An 8,087-nucleotide genomic window follows, 5' to 3' on the forward strand; every position below is an offset into this window, starting at 1 on the left:
CCCGCGACCCCGAGGCGCTGGACGTGGACGCCGTCGTCGTCGCCTGCCCGGCCCCGCCCGCCGCGCGGCTGCTCGCCGAGGAGGTCCCCGCGGCCGCCCGCGAGCTGGAGCGGATCGAGACCGCGTCGATGGCGCTGATCACCCTCGCCTACCCGGCGTCGGCGTTCCGGCGCACCCCGCCGGGCAGCGGCTACCTGGTCCCGTCCGTGGAGGACCGGCAGGTCAAGGCCGTGACGTTCAGCTCGGTGAAGTGGCCGCACCTGCGCGACCGGGACCCGGGCGTCGTCGTGGCGCGCGCGTCGATCGGCCGCGTCGGCGAGGAGCACACGCTGCAGCGCTCCGACGAGGAGCTGACGGCCGCCGCGATGACCGAGCTGTCGGTGACCTGCGGGATCGCCGAGCTGCCCGTCGAGACGCGGGTGACCCGCTGGGGCGGGGCCCTGCCGCAGTACGACGTGGGGCACGCCGACCGGATCGCACGGGTCCGGTCCGCGGTCGCCGCGCAGCCGGGGCTCGCCGTCGCGGGCGCCGCCTACGACGGGGTCGGCGTCCCCGCGGTGATCGCGAACGCCCGGTCCGCGGCCGGACGCATACTGGAGTATCTGGAGAGTCGGGGAGAGACGAAGAATGACGGACAAGCCCGCGAAGCCGAAGGCGCGCGACCTTAACCAGGTGATCCGGTACACCATGTGGTCGGTGTTCCGGGTGTCGCGGCCGGGCGCGGTGACCGAGCAGGACGCCGCCGAGGTGCAGGACCTGCTCGACCAGGCCGGCCAGAAGGACGTGGTGACCCGCGGCCTGTACGACGTGGCCGGCCTGCGCGCCGACGCCGACTACATGTTCTGGTGGCACGCGCCGTCCTCCGACGACCTGCAGGAGGTCTACTCCCGGTTCCGGCGCACCGCCCTCGGCCGCGCCAGCGAGCCGGTCTGGTCGCAGATGGCGCTGCACCGGCCCGCCGAGTTCAACAAGAGCCACATCCCGGCGTTCCTCGCCGAGGAGGAGGCCCGCGCGTACGTGTGCGTGTACCCGTTCGTCCGGTCCTACGAGTGGTACCTGCTGCCGGACGAGGAGCGCCGCGCCATGCTCGCCGAGCACGGGAGGATGGCGCGCGGCTACCCGGACGTCCGCGCCAACACGGTGTCGTCGTTCGCGCTGGGCGACTACGAGTGGATGCTGGCGTTCGAGGCGGACGAGCTGCACCGCATCGTGGACCTGATGCGCCACCTGCGCGGCGCCGAGGCCCGCCGCCACACCCGCGAGGAGGTCCCGTTCTACACGGGCCGCCGCAAGGCCGTCGCGGAACTCATCGCCGCCCTGCCGTAGCGGCGTCCCGCCTGAGCGCGTGAACGCCTCCGGCCCGTCCCCCTGTCGTTCGGGGACGGGCCGGAGGCGTGTTCTCCCTGTTTCCCGCTACTCGGCGGGCTCCAGCGTGAGACTGATCGAGTTGATGCAGTAGCGGTCGTCGGTCGGGGTGTCGTAGCCCTCGCCGTGGAACACGTGCCCGAGGTGCGAGTCGCACGTCGCGCACCGCACCTCGACCCGGGTCATGCCGAGCGACCGGTCCTCGACCAGCGTGACGGCCTCGCTCTTCGACGGCTCGAAGAACGACGGCCAGCCGCAGTGCGACTCGAACTTGGTCTCGGAGCGGAACAGCTCGGCCCCGCAGGCCCGGCAGCGGTAGACCCCGACGGTCTTGGTGTCGGTGTACTCACCGGTGAAGGGGGCCTCGGTGCCCGCCTCGCGCAGGACGCGGAACTCCTCCGGCTTGAGGACGGCCCGCCACTCGTCCTCGGTCTTGCGGATCTTCTCCATACGTCGAAGGTACCTCGCGACCTGGCCGTTCTGTCGGGGGCCCCGGTTAGGGTGCGACGGCGAGGGGTCCGTGATCCGAGGAGGCGTTTCCCATGGCCACGTACGTGCTCATCCCGGGCGCAGCGTCCGGCCCGTGGTACTGGCACCTGCTGGTGGACGAGCTGACCGGCCGGGGCCACGACGTGGTGCCGGTCGACCTGCCCTGCGAGGACGATTCGGCGGGGCTGGCGGAGTACGCCGACGCGGTGGTGGAGGCCGTCGAGGGGCGCTCCGGCCTGATCCTGGTGGCGCACTCCCTGGGTGGCTTCACGGCGCCGCTGGTCTGCGAGCGGGTCCCGGTGGACCTGCTCGTGATGCTCCAGGCGATGGTCCCGGCGCCGGGGGAGTCTCCGGGGGAGTGGTGGACGAGCACCGGCCACGACCAGGCCCGGCGTGAGCAGGACGAACGCGACCGCCGCGCCCCGGACGACGACACCCTGCTGTTCTACGCGGACACGCCGCCCGCCCTGGTCGCCGAGGCGGCGAGGCACCCGCGCGGCCAGTCGGGCACCCCGATGCTGAAACCGTGGCCGCTGCCCGCCTGGCCGGACGTCCCGACGAGGTTCCTGCTGGCCCGCGACGACAGGTTCTTCCCGGCGGAGTTCCTGCGCCGCCTCGTGCGCGAGCGCCTGGGAATCGTCCCGGACGAGATGCCCGGCGACCACATGCCGATGCTCGGCCACCCCAAGGAGCTGGCCGACCGCCTGGAGGCGTACCGGGCTGAGATCATCGAGGGCCGCCGGCCCGGTGCCTGCCCGCCGTCCGGCGGGAATCGCGGGTCAGCGGCACCACCAGCCCCGCCCTCGGACGCGTCGCGGGGTCGTTGAGGAAGGCGCTGAGCAGCGCAGGGTCCCCCCGCCGCGCCGCCGGAAAGGGCCACGGCCGCCCGACCAGCGTGATCATGAGCCGCCGCCGTTCCAGCATCGCCGCCACGAGCCCGGCCGGGACCGGATGCCGTTCCCGATGCTCCCGATACCGGATGAGCAGGGACTCCTTCCCGGCGATGGCCGCGCCGACGGGGAAGGAGTCCGGATCACTGGTCGACACGATCATGTTCGTCCGCACCCGGTGATGCGCGAAGAGCCGCCGCATCTCCGCCGTCGCGGCGTCCACGTGGCACGGCTCGGACGGTACGGCGAAGACGACGACTTGCGGCAGGTGGTCGGCGGGGGAGGGCGAGAGCGGGTCGAGCGGCAGGCATCCGGCCACGCCGAGGAAGTAGGCGGGATTCTTCATCGCGGTGTCGTCCCGTCCGGCCGGGTGGCGACGAGCGCGCCGACCCACTTGCCGTGGGGTTCCGTGGTGCGGACCCCCTGGGCGGCGGAGAGAGATGCGACGATGCCCAGACCCCAGCCGCCGATGAGTTCGTCGCAGGAGAGTTCGTCCAGGTCATCGAGCGACTGGACGGCGGGGCGCGGGGCGGGTTCGGCGTCCTGGTCGTCCCACACCTCCACCCAGACCCCGCCGCCGTGGACGGTCGAGAGCCGCACCCTGATCGGCTCCTCGACGGCCGCGCGGACGGCGTTGGACGCGAGCTCGGTGACGATCGTCCCCGCGTCCCCGGCGAGGTCATCGCAGTACCCGGCCGCCCGGAGAACGTTCCATACCCCCTGCCGAGCCACCCCCACCGACACCTCCTCAGCGGGAAACGACTCCTCGAACAAGCACGTAGGAACCCTGGTGGCGGGCGTCATGCGATCTCCTGACGACGGAGTGTGAACTTCCAGTCACACAGTGACCCCATCGGGTGTACGTTGACCCGGAGAATTCCAAAGTTTCAAGTAGCGGCCCGCCGAGGAGGGCGCATGCCGAAGGGCAAGAGGGAGCTGGACCCCGAAGGTGATCCGTTCGACTGGGCGGCTGTGGAACTGAGAAATCTGCGCGCCGAACGGGGCCTCGGGATCGCGGACGTGGCCAAGATGATCGGCAAGACGGGCTCGCTCATCTCCAAAGTTGAAAACGGGGTCACTCCGCTTCAACTGAAAGACGCCGACAAGATCGACAGGGCATGCCGGACGGGTGGGACGCTCGGAAGGATCATCCGCGTCGCGAAGTCCCGGCACTCCTCCCAGTGGAGCGAGGAGGTCGATGCGATCGCGGCCGAGGCGACCCAGGCCCACATCTGGTCGCTGGGCTGGGTCCCCGCGCTGCTCCAGACTCCGGAGTACGCCCGTGCGGCGATTCAAACTGCTCAGCCAGACGATGTGGAACAGGCGGTCCAGCGGCGCCTCCGACTTCAAGAGGCGGTCCTCGGTCGAACCCCCGCGCCGATCGTTAGAGCGATCATCGATGAGGGTGCCCTGATGCTGCCGGTGGGGACCCCGGAAGTGCTTCTCGGCCAGTTGGACCACCTCATCGCCATGACCACGACCGTCACGATTCGAGTGGTGGAGACGTCCGCCGGGGCGCACCTCGGCAGAGACGGTTCCTTCTTGATCTACACGGGTCCGGACGGCAGGGAACATCCATTCACAAGCACACTCGGGCCTGGCAGGCTGGTTAGTGACCCGGGTGAGATTGCCACATACCGTCTGGCTCTTGACCGGATCAGCGACATCGCCCTGAATGTGGGTGATTCGCTTCGTCGGCTTCATCAGATGAGGGAGCGTGTGAATGAGCAGGTGGCGTAAGTCGAGTCACAGCAATGATCACCAAGGCGCCTGCATCGAGCTGGCTGACCTGGACCATGGTGTCGTAGGTCTTCGTGACAGCAAGGCCCCGGCGACCGGGCACCTCACCTTCCCCACGTCCCACTTGGCGCTGCTGCTGGAGCGTGTCCGGCACGAAGCTTCAGACGGGACCAGCCAGTGACGTGGAGGGACGACCGATGATTCCGTGGCGTAAGAGCAGCCACAGTGATGCGGCTGGTGCCAACTGCGTGGAGCTCGCCGAGCTCGGTGCAGACAAGATCGGCATCCGGGACAGCAAGCACCCGGCGGACGGGCACTTTTCCGTGCGACCGTCCGAATTGGCCCAGTTGGTGGCGCGGATTCAGCGGGGCGCTTGATCTTGGCAGCGGCCCTCCCGGGAGGGCCGCTGCGACCTCACCCTGAGGAGTCGATGGTGTCGTGGCGTAAGTCCAGCTACTCCGATGGTGAACAGGGAGCGTGTGTGGAGCTGGCTTGGCTCGGGCGCGGTGAGGTCGGTGTTCGGGACAGTAAGTGGCCGGAGCGCGGCTACTTCTCGATGCGTGCGGCCGAGTTGGGTCAGTTGCTGGCGCGGATTCGGCGAGGGAGCTGATTGCGGCGGGCGGTTCCTGATGGGACCGCCCGGCGGTGGCCGGTGGTTAGTTGCGGCGCCAGGCGGCCCAGCCGCCTATGCCTCCGTCGAGGGCGGTGACGACGTGCCAGCCGGGCTGGGCCGCCGGCCAGCTCGCCGTGGTGGGCTGCCGGACGCTCCACGGCACCACGATCAGCGTGATGGACGCCGCGGGGGGTCTGCGGTCGAAGCGGTCGAAGGGCACCAGGCCCGACCGGACCTGGAACGCCTGCGAGACCCAGATCCGCCACGCCATGCCGCGGTAGCTCATGGCCACGCGGTCGTGGGGCTTGAGCCCGGCCGCCTTGAGGGAGACCCGGGGCATCAGCTGCGTCACCCAGTAGGACGACACGCGCTCGGTCGTCACGGCGGCGGCCGCCAGGTTGAGGGCGACGAGGACGGCGATCATCCCGCGCCGCGCGCGGACCTCCCGGACCGAGGCCGCCGCGATGACCGTGACCATGAGGATCACCAGTGCCGTCCAGGTGGCCGACCAGAGGTGGAGCCCCGACCAGTTCCAGGTCAGGAAGCAGATCTCGGGGAAGTCGTACGGCCCGAAGAAGCCCGTCCGGAGCCGGTCCCCGCTCCCGAACCCGACGATCGCGCCGGACACGACGGCCAGCCCTGCCGCGCCGAGCGTCAGCCGCACCCGGTCAAGGGGCTTCGCGCGTAGCAGCGCGGCGCCGCCCGCGAGGGCGAAGAAGGGCGCGAAGCACACCAGGTAGCGGCCGTACGCGTGGTTGGCGACCGTCCCCTCGTCCGGGACGGCGGCCGAGGTGGCGACAGCGATCCCGGCGAGGGCGGTCAGCGCCGTCCCGGCCGTGACGCGCGTCGCCATGGTGTAGCCCGGGCGGACGAGGAGGACGATGACCGCCGTGAGGCCCACGCCCGCGAGGCCCCAGGTCGACACGACCAGGTACCAGACCTTCCCGGCGGTGAGCGAGGTCGTCCACATGAGCCCGTCGAGGCTGGTGAGCCGCTTCACCAGCAGGTGCCCCATGGACGCCGTCCCCGCGGGGTAGAGCGCGTGGCGCACCCAGAAGTTGAGGTTCCACGCGAGGACGCCGCAGAGCGTGAGGAAGAGGCTCACCAGCCCGAGGTCCCGCCGGTTGACGCGCCGGTCGATGAGCGGGGCCGCGATCAGGAGGAGGACCTGGACGAGGAGGACGACCACTCCCCGCGGGTGGGTGCAGTAAGTGAACGCCGCCAGGCCGGCCGCTGCGAGTCCGAAACGCACGTCCCGTTTGCGAAGCCAAGTGTGCACGGCCAGCACCCACGCTGAAACAAGGGTGGGCAGTACCGCGTCGCTCAACGCGAACTGCGTGTAATACAGGACGCCCGGGAGAAGCGCGATTCCTTGGGCGAGCGCCCATGAGTGGCCGCGTCTCACCCCCATGCGCCGCGCACCCAGGTATGCGGGAATGACGAGGGCCGCACTCATGAGGGCGTTCAGTCCGATGACGAGCCGGTAGACGGTCGCGGGGTCGTCGGTGAGCCAGTAGGCGGGGGAGATGAGCAGGGCATATCCGGCATGGTAGAAAACGCGTCCGGAAAGGTCTCCGGCGACGCCTCCGGAAAGGAGCCGGGCCGCCAGCAGATATCCGGTCTCGTCGGGGATGAGGACCGGTCCCGTCTGCCGGGCCCCGAGGAGCAGCCGGACCGCGACCTGCAGGATGAACCCGCCGGTGAGCAGCAGGTGCCAGCGGCGGGGGTCCGTCCGCCGCACCGCTCTGCGGGAGCGGTCGGCGATCCGGGAACTGATGGCTTCGACGGCGGTCATGGCCGGGAGCATAGAGCGCGCGACACGTCCGGGTATCCGGTCGCCGCTGTTATTGGCGCCAGGGAGCCTTGCCATTTACTGGCGTATTGCATGCCTGGGAACCCGCAGTTTCCTTCGGCTTGGGGGGCAGGTGTCGGATTTTGGGTTTCGGCTCGTTGAATGAGGAGTGGAGGGTGCTGCGATAATCACGTCCCATCGGCCGGACAAGATCGGGACACTACTCATGATGAACCGCAGGCTGTCCAAAATAACGCTGTTCGCGGCTTCTGTTCTCCTGCCGGTTTCCGCGGCGGTCATCTCGGTGGTTCCACAGACGGCGGCGAGTGCCACGCTCTCGGACGCCGGCACGTGCAGGAAGAAGCACTGCCACTGGAAGTGCGGTTGGCGCTGCCCGCGTCCACCCCGGCCGAGACCGGGACCCACGGGCCCGACCGGACCCACGGGCCCGACCGGCCCGAAGGGGGACGGCGGCGGCGGGCCGGGTTCCACAGGTCCCACCGGTCCCACGGGGCCGACCGGCCCGGAGGGCGAGCGCGGCGAGGACGGCTTGCCCGGACCCACGGGTCCGGAAGGCATGCCCGGCGTGACAGGCCCGACCGGTCCAGAGGGTGTGCCGGGCGCGAACGGCGACACGGGTCCGACCGGCCCCGAAGGACTGCCCGGCATTGACGGTGTGACCGGTCCGACCGGTCCTGAGGGCATTCCCGGCCTGGACGGTCCGACCGGTCCGACGGGGCCGGAGGGCCTGCCGGGTATTGACGGTGCCACGGGCCCGACGGGCCCCGAGGGGACGCCCGGGGTGGAGGGGGCGACGGGACCGACCGGCCCGGAGGGTGCGCCTGGTGAGATCGGCCCGACCGGTCCCGAGGGGATGCCCGGGATGGAGGGGCCGACGGGCCCCACCGGTCCCGAAGGTCTTCCCGGCGTCGACGGTGTCACCGGCCCGACGGGTCCCGAGGGCGTTCCCGGTCTGGACGGTCCGACCGGGCCGACAGGTCCCGAGGGTCTGCCGGGGATCGACGGTGTGACCGGCCCGACCGGACCGGAGGGACAGTCAGGCCCGACAGGGCCGACGGGTCCCGAGGGCTTGCCGGGCGTGACGGGGCCGACCGGCCCCGAAGGGGAAGGCGCCACGGGCCCGACCGGCCCCGAGGGTCTGCCCGGGATTGACGGTGAGACGGGCCCGACCGGTCCC

General features: G+C 70.8%; 11 protein-coding genes. 7 read left to right on the top strand and 4 right to left on the bottom strand.

Features of this window, described 5'->3' with window-relative positions; genetic code table 11:
• On the top strand, positions 1-668 hold a 668-nt coding region (hemG, locus tag AB0J52_RS18685; protein ID WP_500182852.1), incomplete at its 5' end, for a protoporphyrinogen oxidase.
• Positions 628-1,326 (top strand): hydrogen peroxide-dependent heme synthase, encoded by a 699-nt coding sequence (gene hemQ / locus AB0J52_RS18690; protein ID WP_500182853.1) that lies wholly within the window; start codon positions 628-630, stop codon positions 1,324-1,326. The genes hemG and hemQ, both read left to right, overlap by 41 nt.
• Before the next feature lie 87 nt (positions 1,327-1,413).
• Here the strand turns inward: hemQ and msrB are convergent, their stop codons facing one another.
• The gene (gene msrB / locus AB0J52_RS18695; RefSeq protein WP_500182854.1) at positions 1,414-1,815 is read right to left on the bottom strand and encodes a peptide-methionine (R)-S-oxide reductase MsrB; all 402 of its coding nucleotides are present in this window, start codon (positions 1,813-1,815) and stop codon (positions 1,414-1,416) included.
• Positions 1,816-1,907: 92 nt separating this feature from the next.
• Between msrB and AB0J52_RS18700 the strand changes: the two genes are divergently transcribed.
• On the top strand, positions 1,908-2,681 hold the full coding sequence (locus AB0J52_RS18700) for an alpha/beta hydrolase (RefSeq protein WP_500182855.1): 774 nt from the start codon (positions 1,908-1,910) through the stop codon (positions 2,679-2,681).
• On the opposite strand, the gene AB0J52_RS18705 is transcribed toward AB0J52_RS18700, so the two are convergent.
• Both AB0J52_RS18705 and AB0J52_RS18710 read right to left on the bottom strand, forming a co-directional pair.
• Positions 2,581-3,090 (bottom strand): hypothetical protein, encoded by a 510-nt coding sequence (locus tag AB0J52_RS18705; RefSeq protein ID WP_500182856.1) that lies wholly within the window; start codon positions 3,088-3,090, stop codon positions 2,581-2,583. The two genes, AB0J52_RS18700 and AB0J52_RS18705, sit on opposite strands and share 101 nt — an antisense overlap.
• Positions 3,087-3,548, bottom strand: coding sequence for an ATP-binding protein (locus AB0J52_RS18710; protein WP_500182857.1), 462 nt, complete (start codon positions 3,546-3,548; stop codon positions 3,087-3,089). The genes AB0J52_RS18705 and AB0J52_RS18710 overlap by 4 nt, the downstream gene beginning before the upstream one ends.
• 111 nt (positions 3,549-3,659) lie before the next feature.
• Between AB0J52_RS18710 and AB0J52_RS18715 the strand changes: the two genes are divergently transcribed.
• The 4 genes from AB0J52_RS18715 to AB0J52_RS18730 are packed head-to-tail and all read left to right on the top strand — an operon-like array spanning position 3,660 to position 5,094.
• Positions 3,660-4,484: a helix-turn-helix domain-containing protein gene (locus AB0J52_RS18715; protein WP_500182858.1), complete on the top strand. Its 825-nt coding sequence runs from the start codon at positions 3,660-3,662 to the stop codon at positions 4,482-4,484.
• Positions 4,468-4,665, top strand: a complete 198-nt coding sequence (locus AB0J52_RS18720) for a DUF397 domain-containing protein (protein WP_500182859.1) — start codon at positions 4,468-4,470, stop codon at positions 4,663-4,665. The genes AB0J52_RS18715 and AB0J52_RS18720 overlap by 17 nt, the downstream gene beginning before the upstream one ends.
• 16 nt (positions 4,666-4,681) lie before the next feature.
• Positions 4,682-4,861, top strand: a complete 180-nt coding sequence (locus tag AB0J52_RS18725) for a DUF397 domain-containing protein (protein WP_500182860.1) — start codon at positions 4,682-4,684, stop codon at positions 4,859-4,861.
• A 53-nt stretch (positions 4,862-4,914) separates the two neighbouring features.
• A complete protein-coding gene (locus AB0J52_RS18730) occupies positions 4,915-5,094 on the top strand; it encodes a DUF397 domain-containing protein (protein ID WP_500182861.1) in 180 nt (59 codons plus the stop codon).
• 46 nt (positions 5,095-5,140) lie between these two features.
• Here AB0J52_RS18730 and AB0J52_RS18735 read toward each other — a convergent pair whose 3' ends face one another.
• Positions 5,141-6,892, bottom strand: coding sequence for a glycosyltransferase family protein (locus AB0J52_RS18735; protein ID WP_500182862.1), 1,752 nt, complete (start codon positions 6,890-6,892; stop codon positions 5,141-5,143).
• Between the last annotated feature and the right edge of the window lie 1,195 nt (positions 6,893-8,087).

The organism is Spirillospora sp. NPDC049652 (genome assembly GCF_040675125.1).
Classification (GTDB): domain Bacteria; phylum Actinomycetota; class Actinomycetes; order Streptosporangiales; family Streptosporangiaceae; genus Spirillospora.

Excerpts from the sequence above, each read along its gene's own strand:
- hemQ (WP_500182853.1), top strand. The coding sequence starts at position 628 with ATGACGGACAAGCCCGCGAAGCCGAAGGCGCGCGACCTTAACCAGGTG.
- msrB (WP_500182854.1), bottom strand. The coding sequence starts at position 1,815 with ATGGAGAAGATCCGCAAGACCGAGGACGAGTGGCGGGCCGTCCTCAAG.
- AB0J52_RS18700 (WP_500182855.1), top strand. The coding sequence starts at position 1,908 with ATGGCCACGTACGTGCTCATCCCGGGCGCAGCGTCCGGCCCGTGGTAC.
- AB0J52_RS18705 (WP_500182856.1), bottom strand. The coding sequence starts at position 3,090 with ATGAAGAATCCCGCCTACTTCCTCGGCGTGGCCGGATGCCTGCCGCTC.
- AB0J52_RS18710 (WP_500182857.1), bottom strand. The coding sequence starts at position 3,548 with ATGACGCCCGCCACCAGGGTTCCTACGTGCTTGTTCGAGGAGTCGTTT.
- AB0J52_RS18715 (WP_500182858.1), top strand. The coding sequence starts at position 3,660 with ATGCCGAAGGGCAAGAGGGAGCTGGACCCCGAAGGTGATCCGTTCGAC.
- AB0J52_RS18720 (WP_500182859.1), top strand. The coding sequence starts at position 4,468 with ATGAGCAGGTGGCGTAAGTCGAGTCACAGCAATGATCACCAAGGCGCC.
- AB0J52_RS18725 (WP_500182860.1), top strand. The coding sequence starts at position 4,682 with ATGATTCCGTGGCGTAAGAGCAGCCACAGTGATGCGGCTGGTGCCAAC.
- AB0J52_RS18730 (WP_500182861.1), top strand. The coding sequence starts at position 4,915 with ATGGTGTCGTGGCGTAAGTCCAGCTACTCCGATGGTGAACAGGGAGCG.
- AB0J52_RS18735 (WP_500182862.1), bottom strand. The coding sequence starts at position 6,892 with ATGACCGCCGTCGAAGCCATCAGTTCCCGGATCGCCGACCGCTCCCGC.